Origin of the sequence: Kibdelosporangium persicum (assembly GCF_013280595.1) — a bacterium.
GTDB classification, from domain to species: Bacteria; Actinomycetota; Actinomycetes; order Mycobacteriales; family Pseudonocardiaceae; genus Kibdelosporangium; species Kibdelosporangium persicum.
Genome location: NZ_JAAATY010000030.1, coordinates 46,600 through 67,584, shown reverse-complemented (window position 1 = coordinate 67,584; position 20,985 = coordinate 46,600). Strand labels below are relative to the sequence as shown.

General features: G+C 67.0%; 17 protein-coding genes. 14 read left to right on the top strand and 3 right to left on the bottom strand.

What is annotated here, in order from left to right; all coding sequences use genetic code 11:
- Positions 1 to 61 precede the first annotated feature (61 nt).
- The 14 genes from GC106_RS36975 to GC106_RS36915 all read left to right on the top strand — a co-directional run bounded on the left by GC106_RS36975 (position 62) and on the right by GC106_RS36915 (position 18,679).
- Complete coding sequence (locus tag GC106_RS36975; protein WP_173140228.1) at positions 62 to 1,090, top strand: MCE family protein; 1,029 nt, start codon at positions 62 to 64, stop codon at positions 1,088 to 1,090.
- Entirely contained in the window at positions 1,087 to 2,070 is a 984-nt protein-coding gene (locus GC106_RS36970; RefSeq protein WP_173140226.1) for an MCE family protein, read from the top strand. Before GC106_RS36975 ends, GC106_RS36970 begins: the two co-directional genes overlap by 4 nt.
- Entirely contained in the window at positions 2,067 to 3,230 is a 1,164-nt protein-coding gene (locus GC106_RS36965; protein ID WP_173140224.1) for an MCE family protein, read from the top strand. The genes GC106_RS36970 and GC106_RS36965 overlap by 4 nt, the downstream gene beginning before the upstream one ends.
- On the top strand, positions 3,227 to 4,411 hold the full coding sequence (locus tag GC106_RS36960; protein WP_173140222.1) for an MCE family protein: 1,185 nt from the start codon (positions 3,227 to 3,229) through the stop codon (positions 4,409 to 4,411). The genes GC106_RS36965 and GC106_RS36960 overlap by 4 nt, the downstream gene beginning before the upstream one ends.
- Positions 4,405 to 5,664, top strand: a complete 1,260-nt coding sequence (locus GC106_RS36955; protein ID WP_173140220.1) for an MCE family protein — start codon at positions 4,405 to 4,407, stop codon at positions 5,662 to 5,664. The genes GC106_RS36960 and GC106_RS36955 overlap by 7 nt, the downstream gene beginning before the upstream one ends.
- On the top strand, positions 5,661 to 6,173 hold the full coding sequence (locus GC106_RS36950) for an Rv1363c family protein (protein WP_173140218.1): 513 nt from the start codon (positions 5,661 to 5,663) through the stop codon (positions 6,171 to 6,173). The genes GC106_RS36955 and GC106_RS36950 overlap by 4 nt, the downstream gene beginning before the upstream one ends.
- A gap of 34 nt (positions 6,174 to 6,207) precedes the next feature.
- Complete coding sequence (locus GC106_RS36945) at positions 6,208 to 7,098, top strand: hypothetical protein (RefSeq protein ID WP_173140216.1); 891 nt, start codon at positions 6,208 to 6,210, stop codon at positions 7,096 to 7,098.
- A gap of 179 nt (positions 7,099 to 7,277) precedes the next feature.
- Entirely contained in the window at positions 7,278 to 7,853 is a 576-nt protein-coding gene (locus tag GC106_RS36940) for a DUF2017 family protein (protein ID WP_173140214.1), read from the top strand.
- Positions 7,854 to 8,034: 181 nt separating this feature from the next.
- The gene (locus GC106_RS36935) at positions 8,035 to 8,583 is read left to right on the top strand and encodes a hypothetical protein (RefSeq protein WP_173140211.1); all 549 of its coding nucleotides are present in this window, start codon (positions 8,035 to 8,037) and stop codon (positions 8,581 to 8,583) included.
- Positions 8,584 to 8,866: 283 nt separating this feature from the next.
- On the top strand, positions 8,867 to 12,352 hold the full coding sequence (gene rpoB / locus GC106_RS36930; RefSeq protein ID WP_173140209.1) for a DNA-directed RNA polymerase subunit beta: 3,486 nt from the start codon (positions 8,867 to 8,869) through the stop codon (positions 12,350 to 12,352).
- Between the two features lie 88 nt (positions 12,353 to 12,440).
- Entirely contained in the window at positions 12,441 to 16,340 is a 3,900-nt protein-coding gene (locus GC106_RS36925) for a DNA-directed RNA polymerase subunit beta' (RefSeq protein ID WP_173140207.1), read from the top strand.
- Positions 16,341 to 16,638: 298 nt separating this feature from the next.
- A complete protein-coding gene (locus GC106_RS36920) occupies positions 16,639 to 17,472 on the top strand; it encodes an NYN domain-containing protein (RefSeq protein WP_173140205.1) in 834 nt (277 codons plus the stop codon).
- A gap of 217 nt (positions 17,473 to 17,689) precedes the next feature.
- Positions 17,690 to 18,028: a DUF6247 family protein gene (locus GC106_RS48365; protein ID WP_246367686.1), complete on the top strand. Its 339-nt coding sequence runs from the start codon at positions 17,690 to 17,692 to the stop codon at positions 18,026 to 18,028.
- 132 nt (positions 18,029 to 18,160) lie between these two features.
- Positions 18,161 to 18,679, top strand: a complete 519-nt coding sequence (locus GC106_RS36915; protein ID WP_173140203.1) for a DinB family protein — start codon at positions 18,161 to 18,163, stop codon at positions 18,677 to 18,679.
- Here GC106_RS36915 and GC106_RS36910 read toward each other — a convergent pair.
- Genes GC106_RS36910 through GC106_RS36900 form a run of 3 tightly spaced genes read right to left on the bottom strand, consistent with a single transcriptional unit; the run spans position 18,658 to position 20,899 of the window.
- The gene (locus GC106_RS36910; protein WP_173140201.1) at positions 18,658 to 19,269 is read right to left on the bottom strand and encodes an SRPBCC family protein; all 612 of its coding nucleotides are present in this window, start codon (positions 19,267 to 19,269) and stop codon (positions 18,658 to 18,660) included. The two genes, GC106_RS36915 and GC106_RS36910, sit on opposite strands and share 22 nt — an antisense overlap.
- Positions 19,270 to 19,310: 41 nt before the next feature.
- Positions 19,311 to 20,018, bottom strand: coding sequence for an ABC transporter permease (locus GC106_RS36905; protein WP_173140199.1), 708 nt, complete (start codon positions 20,016 to 20,018; stop codon positions 19,311 to 19,313).
- A 2-nt stretch (positions 20,019 to 20,020) separates the two neighbouring features.
- The gene (locus GC106_RS36900) at positions 20,021 to 20,899 is read right to left on the bottom strand and encodes an ABC transporter ATP-binding protein (RefSeq protein WP_173140197.1); all 879 of its coding nucleotides are present in this window, start codon (positions 20,897 to 20,899) and stop codon (positions 20,021 to 20,023) included.
- Positions 20,900 to 20,985: the final 86 nt, after the last annotated feature.

Sequence of the window (20,985 nt, the reverse complement as noted above, 5' to 3'; positions counted from 1 at the left end):
GGGGCGATCCGGCGGCACCGCCAGGAACCACCTCGATCCCGACTCTCATCGGACGGCAACCATGAAAAACACCCTTGCCGCGCCGATGATCAAGCTGACGCTGTTCATCGTGGTCACCGTGGTCGCCACGGCCGTGCTGGCGATCAGCATCGCGAACACGAACCTCAGCTCCACCAACACCTATTCGGCCCGGTTCGTCGACGTGACGTCGCTGCTGCCCGGTGACGACGTGCGCATCGCGGGCGTCCGGGTCGGCCAGGTCGAGGAGGTCGGGATCGCGGACCGCAAGCAGGCCGAGGTGAGGTTCTCGGTCGACGCGGGCCGCAGGCTGCCCGCCGGTGTCACCGCGACGATCAAGTTCCGCAACCTGGTGGGCCAGCGGTACATCGCGCTCAGCCAGGGCACCGGCACCGGGTTGCTCGAGCCGGGCGGCACGATCCCGTTGGAGCGCACCAGGCCCGCGCTGGACCTGACCGAACTGTTCAACGGCTTCAAGCCGTTGTTCCGAGCGCTGTCCCCGGACGACGTGAACAAGCTGTCCTACGAGATCATCCAGGTCCTGCAGGGCGAAGGCGGCACGGTCGAATCGCTGCTGTCGCACACCGCCTCGCTGACCAAGACGATCGCGGACAAGGACGCGGTGATCGGCGAAGTGATCACCAACCTGAACAGCCTGCTGGACACGGTGAACGCCCGCGGCCAGCAGCTGAGCGACCTCGTCGTCCAGTTGCAGCAACTGGTCTCCGGACTGGCCGCGGACCGCAAGCCGATCGGTGACGCGATCCAGGCGCTGTCCGGGCTCGCCGGGACCACGGCGGGCTTGCTCGACGAGGCCCGTGAGCCGCTGAGGAACGACATCGCCGCACTCGGCACGTTGACCAAGAACCTCAACGACAACGAGCAGATCGTCGAGCACTTCTTCCAGTTCTTCCCGGAGAAGGTGTCCACGCTGACCCGCACAGCCAGCTACGGCTCGTGGTTCAACTTCTATCTCTGTTCGGCATCGGGGTCGGTCTCGTTGCCGCCGTTGATCACCCAGCCGATCAGCATCCCGGTCGCGCCGGTCTCCCAGCCGAGGTGCAAAGGATGAGGTCCTTCCGTTCCCGCAACCCGATCACGATCGGCGTCACCGGTCTGGTGGTGATCGCGCTGGTGCTGCTGGCCGCGGTCTACTCCGACGACCTGCCGATCATCGGCGGCGGCACGACCTACCAGGCCCAGTTCTCCGAGGCCGCCGGCATCAAGCCGAGCGACGAGGTGCGCATCGCGGGCGTGAAGGTCGGCAAGGTCACCGACGTCGACCTGGACGGCGACTCGGTGCTGGTCTCGTTCAAGGTCAAGGACGCCTGGATGGGCGACCGGACCAGGGCGGCCATCAAGATCAAGACCTTGCTGGGGCAGAAGTACCTGGCACTGGAACCGGACGGCTCGGGCACGCTCGACCCGGACAGGCCGATCCCGCGCAACCGCACGATCGCGCCGTACGACGTGCTGGAAGCGTTCCGCGGCTTGGCCGAGACGGTCGACGCGGTCGACACGCCGCAGCTGGCCAAGAGCTTCGAGGTGCTGTCGCAGACGTTCGCCGACACGTCGGACAACGTGAAGGGCGCGCTCGACGGGCTGTCGGCGTTGTCCAGGACGATCTCCAGCCGGGACGAGCAACTGGCGCAGCTGCTGGGCAACACCGCGCGGATCTCGCAGACGCTGGCCGACCGGGACGCCGAAGTGGCGAAACTGTTGGAGGACGGCAACAAGCTGCTCGACGAGGTCCGTAAGCGCAAACAGGCGATCAGCGCGTTGCTCGACGGCACGAAGAAGCTGTCGGCTGAGCTGAAAGGCCTGGTCGACGACAACTCCAAGCAGCTGGACCCGGTGCTGGCGCAGCTGGACCAGTTCACCGCGATGCTCCAGCGCAACCAGGACGACCTGAGCAAGGGCATCGAGAAGTTCGCCCCGTTCGTCCGCCAGTTCACCAACACGCTCGGCAACGGCCGCTGGTTCGACAACTACATCTGCGGCCTGCTGCCGCCGTCCGTCGGCCCGATCAACCCGCAGGGGTGTGCGCCATGACGTTCAAAACGCGCCAGGGGCGCGACCTCGGACGTGGCGTCGCGATCGCCTGTGTGCTCGCGCTCGCCGCCGCGGTGGTGCTGTGGTACGTGCTGACCGACAGCGGAAGCAAGCGCATCACGGCGTACTTCGGTGCCGCGGTCGGCCTTTACGAGGGCAACGACGTGCGCGTGCTCGGCGTCGCGGTCGGCACCGTGGACAAGGTGGAGCCGCAGGGCGACCAGGTCAAGGTCGAGCTGCTGGTCGACCGTGACCGGGCGATCCCGTTGGACGCCAGCGCGGTCGTGGTCGCGCCCTCGCTGGTCAGCGACCGGTACGTGCAGCTCGCGCCCGCCTACGTGGCCGGCCCGCAGATGAACTCGGGTGCGACGATCCCGCGTCAGCGCACCGCGACTCCGCTTGAGGTCGACGAGCTCTACAAGAGCCTGAACCGGGTGAGCACCACGCTCGGTCCCAACGGCGCCAACAAGGACGGCGCCCTGTCGGACCTGCTGGACACGCTGGCCAAGAACCTCGAAGGCAACGGCCAGGCCACCCACGACACGATCAAACAGCTCGGCCAGGCGGCCAGAACCCTGTCCGGCAGCCAGGAACAGCTGTTCTCCACAGTGGACAACCTGAACAGGTTCACCGGCACGCTGGCCGCGAGCGACCAGCAGGTCCGGCAGTTCTCCCAGCAGCTGGCCGACGTGAGCAAGTTCCTCGCCGCCGAGCGCACCAACCTCGCGCAGGCTGTGCAGCAGCTGTCGACCGCGCTGGAGCAGGTGCAGGCGTTCATCAGGGACAACCGGGACCGCCTGAAGTCCAACGTGGACAAACTGGCGTCGGTCACCAAGGTGCTCGTCGACCAGCGGGCCGCGCTCGCCGAGGTGCTCGACGTCGCCCCGCTGGCGCTGAGCAACGTCTACAACACGTACAACGCGGCGTCCGGAACGCTGGACGCCCGGGCGAACCTCAACGAGCTGACCCAGCCGCCGATCGTGATGATCTGCAAGCTGCTCGAACAGGGCACGCCCAAGGACATCCCGACGCTGCTGTCCGACGCCTGCAAGGCCGCCGCGCCGCTCGTGAAGGGCATCCCGTCGGTTCCGCAGGTGCTCAACGCCTACAGCAACGGGTTCGTGCCGCAGTTCCCGGTTCCGCTGGGAGGTGGCCGATGAGGATGCGCATGATCGTCGGCGCCTGCGCGGGCGCGCTGCTGCTGAGCTCGTGCAGCTTCGAGGGCATCTACGACCTGCCGCTGCCCGGCGGCGCCGATCTCGGCGACCACCCGTACACGGTGAAAGCCCAGTTCCGGGACGTGCTCGACCTCGTGCCGCAGTCCGGCGTGAAGGTCAACGAGGTCCCGGTCGGCCGGGTCGAGGCGATCACCCTCGCGCCGGACGGCTGGACCGCCGAGGTCACCATGAGCGTGCGCGGCGACGTGGACCTGCCCGGCAACTCCCTGGCCCGGCTGCGCCAGTCGAGCCTGCTGGGTGAGAAGTACATCGAGCTGACCGCGCCGGACACGGGCAAGGAACAGGGCAAGCTCGCCAACGGCGCGTACATCGGCCTGGACCGCACGAACCGCAACACCGAGGTCGAAGAGGTCCTCGGTGCGTTGTCGATGCTGCTCAACGGCGGTGGCGTCGACCAGTTGCGGACCATCGCCAACGAGCTGAACCAGGTGGCCGACGGCAACGAGCCGCAACTGCGTGCCCTGCTGACCAACACGAACAAGCTGGTGTCCGGCCTCGACGCCCGGCGCGGTGACATCACCAAGGCGCTGGACGGCCTGAACAAGCTGTCGGGCACGCTGGACGGGCAGAAGGACAAGATCGCCCAGGTGCTCGACGAGATCGGCCCCGGCTTGCAGGTGCTGGCCGAGCAGCGGCCGCAGCTGGTCACCATGTTGCAGAACCTCGACCAGCTCTCCGACGTCGCGGTCGGCACGATCAACCAGAGCAAGGCGGACGTCGTCGCGGACCTCAAGGCGCTCACCCCGACGCTGCAGAAGCTCAGCGAGGCGGGCGCGAACCTGCCCAAGGCGCTGGAACTGCTGCTGAGCTTCCCGTTCCCGGACTCCGCGGTCGCGGGCGTGAAGGGCGACTACTTCAACCTGTACGCCAAGATCGACCTGAACCTGCAGGAAGTGGTGAACAACCTGTCCCGCAGCAGGCAGAACCCCTTGCAGGACATCCCGTTGGTGGGGGACCTGCTGGGCGGCCAGGACGGCGCCCAGCCCGGTGCGCCGCCGCCGCTGGGCGTGCCGGACCTCGGCAACCAGCCCAGCACCCCGAGCAAGCCGTGCTCCAACGCGGGCGGCCTGCTCGGCTCGATCCTGGGAGGCCAGCGGTGCTGACCAAGCGGACGAGGTTGCAGATCGTCGCGTTCTTCGTGATCGCGATCGTCGCGGTGGTGTACGCGCTGTTCCGGTTCACCGACGTCGGAAAGGTCTTCGGCCGGGACGGCTACACGGTCCGGCTTCAGCTCCACGACTCCGGCGGCATCTTCACCAACGCCGAGGTGACGTACCGCGGGGTGCAGGTCGGCCGGGTCGGCGAGATGCGGCTGACGCGCGACGGCCTCGAAGTGGACCTGAACATCCGGCCGGACGCGCCGCGCATCCCGTCGGACCTCCAGGCGGTGGTGGCCAACCGGTCCGCGGTGGGTGAGCAGTTCGTGGACCTGCAACCGGCGAAGGACGCCGGGCCGTACCTCAGCGGCGACTCGGTGATCCTGGCCGACCGGACCAAGACGCCGCTGTCCACCGACAAGGTCCTGCGGGACCTCGACGACCTGGTGGTCTCGGTGCCGACCGAGTCGCTGAAGACGGTCGTGGACGAGCTGGACAAGGCGTTCGCGGGCACCGGCCCGGACCTGGCGCAGCTGCTCGACTCGACCGGCGAGTTCACCAAGGCCGCGCGGGAGAACCTGCCGCAAACCATCGAGCTGCTGGAGAACGCCGGGACCGTGCTGGACACCCAGAACGCGGAGTCCGGCAACATCAAGTCCTTCTCCCACAGCCTGGCCCAGCTGAACGAGCAGCTGAAGAACTCCGACGGCGACATCCGCAGGCTGATCGCCGCGACGCCGCAGGCGGCCGAGCAGGTCAGCGGCCTGCTGCGGGAGTCCGGCACCGGGCTGAGCGTGGTCCTGGCGAACCTGCTGACCACGTCGAACATCCTGGTCACCCGCACCGCCGGCCTCGAACAGGCACTGGTCACGTACCCGGTGGTCGCGGTCGGTGCGAACACCGTGGCCCCCGGCGACGGCACCGCGCACCTCGGCCTGGCGCTGAACATCTTCAACCCGCCGCCGTGCGTGAAGGGCTACGAGCAGACCACCCGGCGGCCGGGCAACGACGTGGCGCCTGCCCCGACGAACGAGAAGGCATACTGCGCGGAACCGGTCGGCAGCCCGATCAACGTGCGTGGCGCGCAGAACGCGCCGTACGGTGGGAAAATCGCCGCACCGTCGCAGGCGCAGATCCACGCCAACGCGGGCAGGCCGGGCGAGCAGCTGGCCGAGGGCTCCGCGGGCCTGATCGGCGTGCTCGGCGAGCCGCACACGGCCGGACCGCTCGACCTGTTGCAGACGCTCGGAGGATCATGACGAACCGCTACCTGCTGTACGGCTCGATCGCGCTGGTCGTGGTCGCGGGCGTCTTCGCCGCGGTGTTCGGCGTCTGGTGGGCCGCGGCCAGCGGGGACGACTCGGACGTGCGGCGCACCCGGGAAGAGGTCAGCACGGTCGGGTCCGCCGCCGTGGCGACCCTGACCTCGCTGGACCACACCAACGTGGACGCGACCTACCAGCGCTTCCTGGACGTGTCGACCGGTGCCGTGCACGACGACTACGCCAAGAACCAGGCCGACTTCAAGAAGCGGATCTCCGACGCCAAGGTGGTCACCACGGCCGCGGTCCGGGAGACCGCGGTGACCGACGTGAACCTGCAGAAGAAGGAGGCCAGCCTCCTGGTCGTGGTGGACACGACCGTGAAGGAGAGCGACAAGGCGCCGACGACCAAGCGGCTGCGGATCGAGGCCGCGCTCGACCAGACCGACGACGGCTGGAAGGTCAAAGCGCTGCGCCAGGTCCCGTACTCCGCCACCGGCCAGTAGTTCCCGGCCAGAAGTTCCCGGAAGGACACCGACCGTGCCACCCCCTCGCCGCCGTCCCGCCACCCCGCCGTCCCGGCGCCCCAAGGTCGCGGGCCTGCACCGGCGCCCTTCGGAGGAAGAGGCCACGCCGTCGCTCGACGTCCCCGTGACCGGCGAGGAGTCCGCCAACGGCCACCAGACCGCCGAGCCGGAGCCACCGCGCCCCCAGGATCCGGTCGACCGGCAGCCGTTCGTCGAGGACACGGCCGACCAGGACACGGTGTGGTCCGAGCCGGTGCCGGAGCCCGCAAAACCGGACGAGCCCGCTGCTTCGGAGGAACCCGCCTCGGCGGAAGCCCCTTCGGAGAAAGCCCCTTCGGAGAAAGCCACTGAGGAGCCGGACGAGGACTCGGCCGAAGCCGAGCCGGAGCGGCAGCGGCCGAACCTGACGGTGCCGGTGATCCTGGTGGTCGTGGCGTTGCTGCTGGGCGGCCTCGGGTTCTGGTTCACGCAGAAGGTCAGCGACGCCAGGGTGGGCTCGGGCAACGAGGTGCTGGCGGACGTCAACGCCACCAAGGACGTCGTCGGCGCCGCCAACACAGCGGTGACCGCGGTGCTGTCGTACAAGTTCGACGACATGCCCGGTGCGACCAAACGCGCCAAGGAGTACCTGGCAGGCGAAGCCGTCGACCAGTACGACAAGTCGATGAAGGCCCTGGAGGCCGACATCCAGAACCAGAAGCTCCAGGTCGTGGTCAACCCGGTGAACGTCGGCGTGGTCCGGCTCGCCGGCGACGACGCGCGTGTCCTGGTCTTCGCCGACCAGGTCGGCACCCGCGCGGACAAGCAACCGTCCGGCGGCCCCACCCAGTTCGCCATGGACATGCGCCGCGTCGACGGCAAATGGAAGATCGTCAAACTGGACTTCTTCGAGAACCCCCGGTGACGCCATCCCGGTGGTGTGCCGCCGCGGTGCTCGTTGGTCCACGTTTCTTCCATTCCACGTAACGAGGACTTCATCGAACGACCACAGCGGTCCCACCGGGCGGACTCGGTCATCGGATCGGCGTATGAATTCGAATGAATCGGTGGCGTAGGAATTGATCCTCGGGTATTCGTGGATCTGTGCACCTCACTGTCTGCTGGGACCGTGCCGGTGACGAGCTGATCGGTGTGTTCAGCCCGCACGCGGTGGCATGGCTGCGCAGGCAAATGGCCGGATATGGCGAGTTGCTCGAGTGGCGGTATACCAAATATACGAGCGACGACCCCACGGCCGAGGCAATCGGCATCCCGTTGGCCACCACGCCCGCCGAATATCCGCCGCTGGTCGCGGCATTGCGGGAGATCATCCCGGAGGAGGAACCCGAACCGGTCCGGCTGTGGTGGGAACCGGACGTGGTGCGCTGGCTCTACGCGGGCGCCCGGCTCGTGCTGGATTCGCTGCCGGAGACCGGCGGTGTCGTCGTCCTGCGGGAACGTCACCAGATCGACGCCTGGCAGGCCGCCGTGCCGAACATGCGCACGGTGTTCGCGGTCGCCGCGGGCGTGTGGCCGGTTCCGGCAGGCACGGAACCGCACCGGCACACCATGCCCAGGACCGATCCGGCTCGTTTCGTGCACGACCGGAACCTGACCGACTGGCTGCGGCACGTCGTGGAGGCGCTCACCGAAATCGCCGAACCGGCCGCCACTTCGTAAGTGGATTGAATCCCCGAATCTCGGGGTACATCAGAGCATCGGGTAAGGGCAGTACGGAATTTCACGAAGGACGCAGGTCGGGAAGACGACCTCGCCGGCAAAGGGCGGCGGACACGGTCGAGTGAACCGTGCGCGCGAACGCCGCTGATCACGGGCGACGGCCGGTAGCGTCCCGAGCGCGATGAAGATAGCTCTGCCTTCGCACCGCGGAACCCTCGTCGCGGTGACCGGAGCGACGACTCCGGCCAAGACGGAGGTCGTCGACGCGCTCGTCAAGCGCCTCGGCCCGGCGACGCTGACCATCGGCGCCCGGTCCCGCCCGGACCCCGAGTCGTCGATCGACACGCTGGCGAAGGTGGACGGCCGGACCGCGGAGGACGCGATCACCATCGCGCGGATGGCCGAGTCGGCCGCCGTGCGCGCCAGTAGCCTGGTGATCACCGTCCGTCCGGTGCTCGACGAGCTCGCCCGCTACCGGGCCGCCCGCCAGTTGCGGCACGAACACGTCCAGCACCACGTGATGAGCCGGGTCGAGGACACGGTCGCCTGGGAAGCCGCCGACTACGACTTCGTGGTGTGGTGTCGGTCACCTTTTCCGGCCCCGGCGGTGCGGGTTTTCGAGGCCGCGCTGGGCGGCGTGCTCGAGGATCTGTGCGTGCCCCATCACTCGCTGTGCCTACCCTTGATCAACGAAACGGTCGAACACCTGGTAGCCTCTATCCCCCGCTAGCTGGTCCAACAGGCTTGGATTTGCTCGTCCACGTGGGTGAACACCGCGTGGCCCCTTGACTGGAGAACCGGTCAGGGTCACGCTGTTGTCGTGAGCGTGGGGTCGTGTCTGCGACCCCTGGACAGTCGCCGCTATTTTGGCTAGACTGCGTCTTTGCTCTGCCCACTTTCCGTGCGCCCTTACCCGAGAGCTAGGATTCTGGGCATCAAGCACCCTTGACAGTTGCGTTAGTTGCCTGCTAGCGCGGCCGCTCAACCGCTCATAGTCCCTGGAAGGACGCATCTTGGCAGTCTCCCGCGCGACCGAAGCCACTGCTGCGACCAACTCCATGTCCGGAATCCCAGGTGCTCCGAAGCGCGTCTCGTTCGCGAAGCTGTCCGAGCCGCTCGGCGTGCCCAATCTGCTCGACCTGCAGATCCAGTCCTTCGAATGGTTCACCGGAGCCGAGGCGTGGTTCCAGCGCCGCGTCGACGCCGGTGACGAGAACCCCGTCGGTGGTCTCGAGGAAGTGCTGAACGAGATCTCGCCGATCGAGGACTTCTCCGGCTCGATGTCGCTCTCCTTCTCCGACCCGCGCTTCGACGAGGTCAAGGCCTCCGTCGAGGAGTGCAAGGACAAGGACATGACCTACGCCGCACCGCTGTTCGTCACCGCCGAGTTCACCAACCACACCACTGGCGAGATCAAGAGCCAGACGGTGTTCATGGGTGACTTCCCGGTGATGACCAACAAGGGCACCTTCATCGTCAACGGCACCGAGCGTGTCGTGGTGTCCCAGCTGGTGCGCTCGCCGGGCGTGTACTTCGCCCAGGCCGTCGACAAGACGACCGACAAGGACGTGTTCGACTGCCGGATCATCCCGAGCCGGGGTGCCTGGCTGGAGTTCGACGTCGACAAGCGCGACACCGTCGGTGTCCGCATCGACCGCAAGCGCCGCCAGCCGGTCACCGTCCTGCTGAAGGCACTGGGCTGGACCACCGAGCAGATCCGGGAACGGTTCTCGTTCTCCGAGACGCTGCTGGCGACCTTGGAGAAGGACCACACCGCGGGCCAGGACGAGGCGCTGCTGGACATCTACCGCAAGCTGCGTCCGGGCGAGCCGCCGACCAAGGAGTCGGCGCAGACCCTGCTGGAGAACCTGTTCTTCAAGGACAAGCGGTACGACCTGGCCAAGGTGGGGCGCTACAAGGTCAACAAGAAGCTCGGCCTGACCGAGTCGTACGACACCGGGGTGCTGACCGAAGAGGACATCGTCACCACCATCGAGTACCTCGTCCGGCTGCACGCCGGCGAGACCACGATGATGGGCAAGGACGGCCGGGAGCTGCCGGTCGAGATCGACGACATCGACCACTTCGGCAACCGGCGGCTGCGCACGGTCGGCGAGCTGATCCAGAACCAGATCCGGGTCGGTCTGTCCCGCATGGAGCGCGTCGTGCGCGAGCGGATGACCACCCAAGACGTCGAGGCCATCACGCCGCAGACCCTGATCAACATCCGGCCGGTGGTCGCCGCGATCAAGGAGTTCTTCGGCACCTCGCAGCTGTCGCAGTTCATGCAGCAGACCAACCCGGTCGACGGGCTGACCCACAAGCGCCGCCTCTCGGCGCTCGGCCCGGGTGGTATCTCGCGTGAGCGCGCCGGCATGGAGGTCCGTGACGTCCACCCGTCGCACTACGGCCGGATGTGCCCGATCGAGACCCCGGAAGGCCCGAACATCGGCCTGATCGGCTCGCTGTCGTCGTACGCCCGGGTCAACCCGTTCGGCTTCATCGAGACGCCGTACCGCAAGGTCGTCGACGGCCGGGTCACCGACCAGATCGACTACCTGACCGCGGACGAGGAAGACCGTTACGTCAAGGCGCAGGCCAACTCGCCGACCGACGCCGACGGCAACTTCATCGAGGACCGCGTCCTGGTCCGGACCAAGGGCGGCGAGGTCGAGTACATCGACCCGCACGGTGTCGACTACATGGACGTCTCGCCGCGCCAGATGGTGTCGGTCGCGACCGCCATGATCCCGTTCCTCGAGCACGACGACGCCAACCGCGCCCTGATGGGTGCGAACATGCAGCGTCAGGCCGTGCCGCTGCTGCGTAGCGAGGCGCCGCTGGTCGGCACCGGCATGGAGCTGCGTGCCGCGGTCGACGCCGGTGACGTCGTCGTCGCGGGCAAGGCCGGTGTGGTCGAGGAGCTGTCCGCGGACTTCATCACGGTGATGGCCGACGACGGCACCCGCCAGACCTACGGGCTGCACAAGTTCCGCCGCAGCAACCAGGGCACGTGCATCAACCAGAAGCCCATCGTCAACGAGGGCGACCGGGTCGAGGTCGGCCAGGTCATCGCGGACGGCCCGTGCACCGAGGACGGCGAGATCGCGCTCGGCAAGAACCTGCTCGTGGCGATCATGCCGTGGGAAGGCCACAACTACGAGGACGCGATCGTGCTGTCGCAGCGTCTCGTCCAGGACGACGTCCTGACCTCGATCCACATCGAGGAGCACGAGATCGACGCCCGCGACACCAAGCTCGGTGCCGAGGAGATCACCCGGGACATCCCGAACGTCTCCGAGGAGGTGCTCGCCGACCTCGACGAGCGCGGCATCGTGCGGATCGGTGCCGAGGTGCGCGACGGCGACATCCTGGTCGGCAAGGTGACCCCGAAGGGCGAGACCGAGCTGACCCCGGAGGAGCGGCTGCTGCGGGCGATCTTCGGTGAGAAGGCCCGCGAGGTGCGCGACACCTCGCTGAAGGTGCCGCACGGCGAGACCGGCAAGGTCATCGGCATCCGCGTGTTCTCCCGCGAGGACGAGGACGAGCTGCCCCCGGGCGTCAACGAGCTGGTCCGCGTCTACGTGGCGCAGAAGCGCAAGATCCAGGACGGCGACAAGCTCGCCGGCCGGCACGGCAACAAGGGCGTCATCGGCAAGATCCTCCCCGTCGAGGACATGCCGTTCCTCCCGGACGGCACGCCGGTCGACGTCGTGCTGAACACGCACGGTGTGCCGCGTCGTATGAACATCGGCCAGATCCTCGAAACCCACCTCGGGTGGCTGGCCAAGACGGGCTGGAAGATCGAAGGCAACCCGGAGTGGGCGGCCAAGCTGCCGGAGGAGCTCTACGAGGTGGAGCCGAACACGAACACCGCGACCCCGGTGTTCGACGGCGCCAGCGAGGAGGAGCTGACCGGTCTGCTCGGCTCGACCCTGCCCAACCGGGACGGCGAGCGGATGGTCAACGGCGACGGCAAGGCGATCCTGCTGGACGGCCGCTCCGGCGAGCCGTTCCCGTACCCGGTGTCGGTCGGCTACATGTACATCCTGAAGCTGCTGCACCTGGTGGACGACAAGATCCACGCCCGGTCGACCGGTCCGTACTCGATGATCACCCAGCAGCCGCTGGGTGGTAAGGCGCAGTTCGGTGGCCAGCGCTTCGGTGAGATGGAGTGCTGGGCGATGCAGGCCTATGGTGCGGCCTACACGCTGCAGGAGCTGCTGACGATCAAGTCCGACGACGTCGTGGGCCGCGTGAAGGTCTACGAGGCGATCGTCAAGGGCGAGAACATCCCGGAGCCGGGTATCCCGGAGTCCTTCAAGGTGCTGCTCAAGGAGCTGCAGTCGCTGTGCCTGAACGTGGAGGTCCTCTCCTCGGACGGCGCCGCGATCGAGATGCGTGACGGGGACGACGAGGACCTGGAGCGCGCCGCCGCGAACCTCGGGATCAACCTGTCCCGCAACGAGTCGCCGTCCGTCGACGACGTCGTGAACTGACCTCGCCCAGGTGGGGCGGCCCGCTGCCGCCCCACCAGGCCTGATCCCCCGAATCTGCTGTCTTCAACCAAAGGGGAGAAGAACCGACGTGCTGGACGTCAACTTCTTCGACGAGCTCCGTATCGGCCTGGCCACCGCGGACGACATCCGTCAGTGGTCCTACGGCGAGGTCAAGAAGCCGGAGACCATCAACTACCGCACCCTCAAGCCGGAGAAGGACGGGCTCTTCTGCGAGAAGATCTTCGGTCCGACCCGGGACTGGGAGTGCTACTGCGGCAAGTACAAGCGGGTCCGCTTCAAGGGCATCATCTGTGAGCGCTGTGGCGTCGAGGTGACCCGGGCGAAGGTCCGTCGTGAGCGCATGGGTCACATCGAGCTGGCCGCGCCGGTCACGCACATCTGGTACTTCAAGGGTGTGCCGTCCCGGCTGGGCTACCTGCTCGACCTGGCGCCCAAGGACCTCGAGAAGATCATCTACTTCGCGGCCTACGTGATCACCAGTGTGAACACCGAGCTGCGGCACAACGACCTGCCGACCCTCGAGTCGGAGATGAGCGTCGAGCGCAAGCAGGTCGAGGCCCGTCGCGACGCCGACATCGAGGCGCGGGCCCAGAAGCTCGAGGGCGACCTCGCGCAGCTGGAGGCCGAGGGTGCCAAGAGCGACGTGCGCCGCAAGGTCAAGGAGGGCGGCGAGCGTGAGATGCGCCAGCTGCGCGACCGGGCCCAGCGTGAGCTGGACCGGCTCGACGAGATCTGGAGCACCTTCACCAAGCTCGACGTCAAGCAGCTGATCGCCGACGAGCTGCTGTACCGCGAGCTGGTCGACCGCTACGGCGACTACTTCACCGGCTCGATGGGTGCCGAGGCGATCAAGACGCTGGCAGGCAACTTCGACGTCGACGCCGAGGCCGAGAACCTGCGGGAGACCATCCGCAGCGGCAAGGGCCAGAAGAAGCTGCGGGCGCTCAAGCGGCTGAAGGTCGTCGCGGCGTTCCAGTCGACCCGCAACTCGCCGATGGGCATGGTTCTGGACTGCGTCCCGGTCATCCCGCCGGACCTGCGGCCGATGGTGCAGCTGGACGGTGGCCGGTTCGCCACGTCCGACCTGAACGACCTGTACCGCCGGGTGATCAACCGGAACAACCGGTTGAAGCGGCTGATCGACCTCGGCGCGCCCGAGATCATCGTCAACAACGAGAAGCGGATGCTGCAGGAGGCCGTCGACGCGCTGTTCGACAACGGCCGCCGTGGCCGTCCGGTCACCGGTCCCGGTAACCGGCCGCTGAAGTCGCTCTCGGACCTGTTGAAGGGCAAGCAGGGCCGGTTCCGCCAGAACCTGCTGGGCAAGCGTGTCGACTACTCGGGCCGTTCGGTCATCGTGGTCGGCCCGCAGCTCAAGCTGCACCAGTGCGGCCTGCCCAAGGCGATGGCGCTGGAGCTGTTCAAGCCGTTCGTGATGAAGCGGCTGGTGGACCTCAACCACGCGCAGAACATCAAGTCCGCCAAGCGGATGGTCGAGCGGGCCCGCCCGGCCGTGTGGGACGTGCTGGAAGAGGTCATCACCGAGCACCCGGTGCTGCTCAACCGTGCGCCGACGCTGCACCGCCTCGGTATCCAGGCCTTCGAGCCGCAGCTGGTGGAAGGCAAGGCCATCCAGCTGCACCCGCTGGTCTGTGAGGCGTTCAACGCCGACTTCGACGGTGACCAGATGGCGGTGCACCTGCCGCTGTCGGCCGAGGCCCAGGCCGAGGCCCGGATCCTGATGCTGTCGTCGAACAACATCCTGTCGCCCGCGTCCGGCCGTCCGCTGGCCATGCCGCGTCTGGACATGGTCACCGGTCTGTTCCACCTGACCCGGCTCGACCCGAACGCCCAGGGCGCCGGTCTGGCGTTCTCGTCGCCCGCCGAGGCGATCATGGCCTTCGACCGCAAGGTCATCGGCCTGCAGGCGCCGGTGAAGATCCGGATCAAGAACCGTCAGCCGGGCAACGGCTCCGCGCCGGAGGGCTACGAGCCGGGCGGCACGTGGCTGGCCGAGACCACGCTGGGCCGGGTGCTGTTCAACGACCTGCTCCCCGAGGACTACCCGTTCATCAACGAGCCGATGCCCAAGAAGCGTCAGGCCGCGATCGTGAACGACCTCGCCGAGCGGTACCCGATGGTCACCGTGGCCCGGACGCTGGACAAGCTGAAGGACGCGGGCTTCTACTGGGCCACCCGGTCCGGTGTCACCATCGCCATCTCCGATGTCGTGGTGCCGCCGAACAAGCGGGAGATCCTGGACCAGTACGAGCAGAAGGCCGAAGCGGTCGAGAAGCGCTACCAGCGCGGTCAGCTCTCGCACGCCGAGCGCAACAACGAGCTCGTCAAGGTGTGGACTCAGGCCACTGAGGACGTCGCCAAGGCGATGGAGGACAACTTCCCCGAGGACAACCCGATCCCGGTGATCGTGAAGTCCGGTGCGGCGGGCAACATGACCCAGGTCCGGTCGCTGGCCGGTATGCGTGGTCTGGTGTCCAACCCGAAGGGTGAGTACATCCCCCGGCCGATCAAGGCGAACTTCCGCGAGGGCCTGTCCGTCGCCGAGTACTTCATCGCCACGCACGGTGCCCGTAAGGGTCTGGCCGACACCGCGCTGCGTACCGCCGACTCGGGTTACCTGACCCGTCGTCTGGTGGACGTGTCGCAGGACGTCATCGTGCGCGAGATCGACTGTGGCACCAGCCGCGGCATCCAGATGAAGATCGGCGAGAAGACCGCGGACGGCAAGGTCCTGCGTGACGCGCACGTGGAGACCAGCGTGTACGCCCGGACGGTGGCCGAGGACATCACCGACGCCGAGGGCAACATCATCGTCAACCGCGGTGACGACCTCGGTGACCCGGCGCTGAACCGGCTGATCGACAGCGGCGTGGCGCGGGCCAAGGTCCGCAGCGTGCTGACATGCGAGTCGGCCGTCGGTGTCTGCGCGATGTGCTACGGCCGCTCGATGGCGACCGGTCAGCTGGTCGACGTGGGTGAGGCCGTCGGTATCGTCGCCGCCCAGTCGATCGGTGAGCCCGGTACGCAGCTGACGATGCGTACGTTCCACCAGGGTGGTGTGGCCGGTGACGACATCACCACCGGTCTGCCGCGTGTCCAGGAGCTGTTCGAGGCCCGTCAGCCGAAGGGCAAGGCGCCGATCGCCGACGTCGACGGCCGCGTGCGGATCGAGGACGGCGACCGGTTCTGGAAGATCACGCTGATCCCGGACGACGGCAGCGAGGAGATCGTCTTCGACAAGCTGTCGAAGCGTCAGCGCCTCGCCGTCACGCCGGACGGCCCGCTGGCGGACGGCGACCACGTGTCGGTCGGCCAGCAGTTGCTGGAAGGTACTCCGGACCCGCACGAGGTGCTGCGCGTGATGGGCCCGCGGGCCGCGCAGATGCACCTGGTGGAGGAAGTCCAGAAGGTGTACCGGGCGCAGGGTGTGTCCATCCACGACAAGCACATCGAGGTGATCGTCCGGCAGATGCTGCGCCGGGTCACGATCATCGACAGCGGTGCGACCGACTTCCTGCCCGGCTCGCTGCCCGAGCGTGCCGAGTTCGAGTCGACCAACCGCCGTGTGGTGTCCGAGGGCGGCGAGCCCGCTTCCGGCCGCCCGGTGCTGATGGGTATCACCAAGGCGTCGCTGGCGACCGAGTCCTGGCTCTCCGCGGCCTCCTTCCAGGAGACCACGAAGATCCTGACCGACGCCGCGATCAAGGGCGCGAGCGACAAGCTCGTCGGCCTGAAGGAGAACGTCATCATCGGTAAGTTGATCCCGGCTGGTACGGGCATCAACAAGTACCGCAACATCCAGGTCCAGCCGACCGAGGAGGCCCGGGTCGCGGCTTACGCGATCCCGTCCTACGACGACGGCTACTACACCCCGGATGTGTTCGGCACCGGTACGGGCGCCGCGGTTCCGTTGGACGACTACGACTTCGGCCGCGACTACCGCTGACGCCTCGTAGCAAGCAGGAGGAAGGCCCTCAGTGCACTCGCACTGAGGGCCTTCCTGCTGTACTGAATGTGTTCGCTAGGCTCTTGTCAGTGAAGAACTAGTCGGACCTCGCCGCTGTCATGAGCACGGCTTTGCGGTGCAAGCCTGGCGTTGTCACTGAGGGTATGACTACGTTTGACTAGCCGGTTGGACGATGGCTATCCTTTAGGGTGCGCGAGAGCGCCTTTGCATGGCCACTCCGTTGAGTGGCCGAGGGCCGTCCCTAGGGATGGCCCTCTTTGTTTTGTGGGAGGTTTACGTGGATCGCAGCGTGATCATGGTGGATGCCGGCTATCTCTACGCTGCCGGTGGCCAACTGTGCTGCGGTACGCGCTCGAGAGCGGACCTCGTGCTGAATGCCAGTTTGTTCGTCCAACGGCTAGCTGACAGGGTGAGGACTGGGTTGGCTCTGCAGGTGCTACGCACCTATTGGTATGACGCGGCTCGCGACGGTATTCGAACCGAGGAGCAGCAGACGATTGCAGGGCAGCACGACGTCAAGCTGAGGCTTGGTCGCCTCAACGGGCAGAATCAGCAAAAAGGTGTAGATGCCCTCATATATCGAGACATGATCACACTCGCGCAGCATCGAGCAGTTGCCGACATCGTGCTGGTCAGTGGGGATGAAGATCTCCATGAGGGTGTGCGGACGGTGCAGGACTACGGCGTTCGCGTCGTACTTGTAGGTATCGAGGCGGTGACTGGTTTCAACCAGTCCCGGGAGCTGGTTTATGAGGCCGATCGGCTGTGGACACTTTCCGCTGATGACCTGCATGGGGTCTTCGACCGACGTGGGCTCCCTCAGTCAACTAGCGCTGTGACACAGGGGGAACCAGCAGTTCGATCGACTAGTCACCGTGCGACACACGCGGCGGTGGCTTTCGCTACCCAGTGGCGTGACCAGGCTGAAGAGACCGAACTTATGGAACTCCTCTCCGACAGACCTCGCATCCCTCGCCCATTGGACATCGAGTTGCTTACCGCCGTGGAGCGGGAGATCGGTCAGAATCTGCGCAACGATGAACAGTTGAAACGCAATGTTCGCGCTGCTTGGTGGGGCGTCATTGGCGGTGGGCATCATTCCGCTCAGTAGCACCACGTGTCGGTCGGCCAGCAGTTGCTGGAAGGTACTCCGGACCCGCACGAGGTGCTGCGCGTGATGGGCCCGCGGGCCGCGCAGATGCACATACGCGATCCCGTCCTACGACGACGGCTACTACACCCCGGATGTGTTCGGCACCGGTACGGGCGCCGCGGTTCCGTTGGACGACTACGACTTCGGCCGCGACTACCGCTGACGCTTAGCTAGCATGGGAAAGGCCCCGGTTCCGCCGGGGCCTTTCCCATGTCCGGATGAGGACTTCGTGACTCAGACGATCCGTGCCGCCTTGCTGCCTGACGAAGTGGCGGCGTTCGACCGCGACTGTCGCCGTGCGCTCAAGGCCGCGGCCGAATCACAGAGCCTTGGGGAACTCCACAGAACACTGGAGCATTGGCGTCGCATTGCGCGGATGACTCGGGTTGATCCCGAGGCACACCGGAGGATGCTGCGACGAGCCGAGCACATACTGCGAACTGGTGAGCCAGTGAAGAGAAGCGTTCCCGCGGATCAGGTGAAGGGGCTCATCAGGGAGCGGCTGGGCCGGTAGCCGGCCTGCACTTCCGCGGTCAGTTGTGCATTTGGCAACGGCATGGCGAACCGGGCGGTGATAGCGGTCATGTGCGCGTCCAGACCGTCGGTCTGAGGACCGAGCGGCGGTGGAACGTTAACGTCGGGGAGCATGAACTGGCGTGAACAGTTGCTGGACCAGCTCGGGTTCTACTGGGACCGGAATCTGTGGCCACGTGTCCAGGGCCTCACCGACGAGGAGTACTTCTGGGAGCCGGTGCCGGACATGTGGAGTATCCGGCGGCAACCTGACGGCTCGTACCTCGCCGACTGGCAGTACCCGGCGCCTGAACCGCCACCGATGACCACGATCGCCTGGCGGATCGCCCACATCGCGATCGGCTGCTTCGGGCTGCGGGCCAGTGCGCATTTCGGCGACGGATCACTGACCCTTGAGGCCGTCTCGTGGCCGGCGAACGCGGAGACCGCGCTGACCATGTTGCGTGACAACTACGAAGCGTGGCGCGAGGGCGTGCGGACCGTGGACCTGGAAGCCCCGGTCGGTGAGGCCGAAGGGCCGTGGGCTGAGTATCCGTTCGCCACGCTGGTCCTGCACATCACTCGCGAGGTCTGCCACCACGGCGGCGAGATCGGCGTGCTCAGGGATCTCTACCGGGCCTCGGGCGTGTAGGCGGCGGTCGTCCGGTCGGCCGCCGCCTTCGCCCACGCTGGGTCCTCGCCCGCGGTGATGCCCGCCTGGCCCCAGTCCTCGCTGCTGCGCCGCACGAACTCCACGCCCTCGGCGGACGCCGCCAGTTCCTCTTCCGGCGGCAGCGACTTCTGGGCCAGATGCGCCGCGAGACCCGCGAGAGCCAGATCCCAGCCGACCCCTGTGGCGCCTGGGCCGTACTCGTGCCAGTGGTCGTTCACGGTCATGTGGTGCTCCAGGTCGAGGCGGGTGCCGCCGTCCGCTTCGGTGGTCAGTTTGAGTTCGACCCGGCTGAGGTCGCCGTCGTACTCCCAGGTCAGGGCGAAGCTCTTGGGTGGGTCGCAGCGCTCGATCGTGCCGCTGGCGTTGCCTTCGATCGCGTACCGGCCGCCCAGCCGCAGGTCACCGGAGACGGGCGCGAACCAGCGCGCCAGCCGTTCGGTGCTCGTGCAGGCGTTCCACACGTCGTCGATCCGCGTGTCGTAGACCTGGGTGAGGACGATCGTGCGCTTCGAGTCCTGCTTCCTGACTGCCCGCCGGACGGCGTTGATCTGCTCGATGAGGTCCGTCATGACGGGAATCTAACAGCGTCAGTTTATATAAGTCAAAGCTGCTACTGGCGGGGCTCCCACTTGAAGAACCGGTGTGCGACGAAGCCCATGACCAGCAACCACCCGATCGTGGCAACCAGCGAGACGATCGGCACCGAACCGGCCCAGCCCTCGGCGATCAGCTCGCCCGGGCCGGCCAGCGGCAGCGCGGACCCGATCGTGGCGACCATGTCGTCGGGGGACCGCAGCATGAACATCCCGGCCATCGCCACCAGCAGCACCGGGATCGCGGTGACCTGCGTGACCTCGACACTCCGCGAGAACGCGGCCGTCACGATGCCCGCGAGCAACGCCGACGGCAGACCGAGGACCAGTCCAACAAGGACGACGGCGACCTGCGACGGCACCGGAGCGCCCACCGCCATCGAGACGCCGAAGTAGATCACCGACTGGGCCAGCCCGACGACCAGGATCGGCCCCGCGATCCCCGCGAACACCCCGTTGTCGGACAACTCCGAAGTACGCAGCCGTTTCAGGACAAGGGATTGCCTGCGTGCGGTGAACACCGTTGTCGCGACGAGGAACACCGACAACGTCAGCAGCATGACGTACGTGAAGCCCAGTTGTACCGGCCATTCCGAGGCGGGCAGGTCCCGTAGTTGCAGCCAGGCCGTCACGCACAGCACCGCGGGCACCAGCAGCACCGACGCCAAGGTCAGTTTCTTGCGGAACAGCAGCCGCAGTTCCGTCAACGCCAAGTGGACGACCATGGTCACGCCTTTCCGATCGCGAGGAAGATCTCCTGGAGGGACGCCTGGCTGGCGTTGAGGTCACGCAACCGGATCGCGTTGCGGTCGGCCCACCGCAGCAGTTCGTACAGGTCGGTCTGCATGTCCCTGGTGTGCACGGTCAGCTGGCCGTCGACCAGCGACACGTCGCCGAGCAACTTCGGCAGGTCGACGTCCGGCACCTTGGCGGTGATCCGTGCGGGCTGCTCGGACAGCACCTCCGAAAGCGTGCCCGCGACCTGCACCTTGCCCGCGTGCATGATCGCGACCTGGTCCGCGAGCGCTTGAGCCTCTTCGAGGTAGTGCGTGGTCAGCAGGACCGACGTGCCCGCGTCACGCAGGTGTTCCACCGTCTGCCACAGATGCTGCCGTGACTCCGGGTCCAGGCCGGTGGTCGGCTCGTCCAGGATCACCAGCGGCGGCCGCCCCCAGATCGCCAACGCGAAATCCAGCCGCCGCCGTTCACCCCCGGACAGCTTCTCGACCGGGACGTCCGCCCGGTGTGTCAGCTCCACTGTGGACAACAAGCTCGGTACGGAGTCCTTGCGGCTGGTCAACCCGGCCCACAGGGCCAGCGTCTCCGCCACGGTCAGCTCGCCGATCAGCCCGGTCTGCTGGGACATCACGCCCGTACGCGCGCTCAACGCCGCCCGGTCGGCGGCCGGATCGAGCCCGAACACCCGGACTCGCCCGCCTGCGGGCTTGCGAAATCCTTCGACGACCTCCAAGGTCGTGGTCTTCCCGGCGCCGTTCGTGCCGAGCAGCGCGAAGATCTCCCCCTGGCGAACCGTGAAGTCGACCCCGGCGACTGCGACGAACTGCCCGTAGCGATAGGTCAAGCCGGACACTTCAATCACGTTCATGCCATCAGATTCCCCGAACGGGGGCATGCCTCAGTAGTCGTGGCCGTCATGACCTGGGGTGACAGGTGTCATGTGCTGTTACGTTG

Excerpts from the sequence above, each read along its gene's own strand:
- GC106_RS36975 (WP_173140228.1), top strand. The coding sequence starts at position 62 with ATGAAAAACACCCTTGCCGCGCCGATGATCAAGCTGACGCTGTTCATC.
- GC106_RS36970 (WP_173140226.1), top strand. The coding sequence starts at position 1,087 with ATGAGGTCCTTCCGTTCCCGCAACCCGATCACGATCGGCGTCACCGGT.
- GC106_RS36965 (WP_173140224.1), top strand. The coding sequence starts at position 2,067 with ATGACGTTCAAAACGCGCCAGGGGCGCGACCTCGGACGTGGCGTCGCG.
- GC106_RS36960 (WP_173140222.1), top strand. The coding sequence starts at position 3,227 with ATGAGGATGCGCATGATCGTCGGCGCCTGCGCGGGCGCGCTGCTGCTG.
- GC106_RS36950 (WP_173140218.1), top strand. The coding sequence starts at position 5,661 with ATGACGAACCGCTACCTGCTGTACGGCTCGATCGCGCTGGTCGTGGTC.
- GC106_RS36935 (WP_173140211.1), top strand. The coding sequence starts at position 8,035 with ATGAAGATAGCTCTGCCTTCGCACCGCGGAACCCTCGTCGCGGTGACC.
- GC106_RS48365 (WP_246367686.1), top strand. The coding sequence starts at position 17,690 with ATGGGAAAGGCCCCGGTTCCGCCGGGGCCTTTCCCATGTCCGGATGAG.
- GC106_RS36915 (WP_173140203.1), top strand. The coding sequence starts at position 18,161 with ATGAACTGGCGTGAACAGTTGCTGGACCAGCTCGGGTTCTACTGGGAC.
- GC106_RS36910 (WP_173140201.1), bottom strand. The coding sequence starts at position 19,269 with ATGACGGACCTCATCGAGCAGATCAACGCCGTCCGGCGGGCAGTCAGG.
- GC106_RS36905 (WP_173140199.1), bottom strand. The coding sequence starts at position 20,018 with ATGGTCGTCCACTTGGCGTTGACGGAACTGCGGCTGCTGTTCCGCAAG.
- GC106_RS36900 (WP_173140197.1), bottom strand. The coding sequence starts at position 20,899 with ATGAACGTGATTGAAGTGTCCGGCTTGACCTATCGCTACGGGCAGTTC.